Source organism: Streptomyces sp. 7R007 (genome assembly GCF_054850255.1).
The window spans coordinates 1-278 of sequence record NZ_JBTWMV010000200.1 but is presented as its reverse complement, the minus strand read 5'-3'; the positions used below and the strand labels follow the sequence as shown (position 1 = coordinate 278).

Below are 278 nucleotides of genomic sequence, written 5' to 3'. Positions count from 1 at the left end.
ATCCCCATCACCCGATCCCCCACCCGCACACTCGTGACACCGGGCCCCACCGCCCTCACCACCCCCGCACCCTCCGTGCCCCCGAACACCCCATCGGCATCCGGATACATCCCCAACGCGATCAACACATCCCGGAAGTTCACCCCCGCCGCCCGCACCTCGATCCGCACCAACCCCTCCCCCAACGGCTCCCACACCTCCGGACACCGCACCACCGACACGTTCTCCAGCACCGGCACCCCCGACAGACCAAGACGCCACGCACACTCACCAGCAGG

The 278-nt window shown here is 69.1% G+C and carries 1 protein-coding gene; it reads right to left on the bottom strand.

Annotation, left to right across the window (positions count from 1 at the left end):
- Positions 1-233 (bottom strand): alcohol dehydrogenase catalytic domain-containing protein (locus ACYF6T_RS44790; RefSeq protein ID WP_461703739.1); only part of this gene is annotated, 233 nt, incomplete at its 3' end.
- Positions 234-278 lie beyond the last annotated feature (45 nt).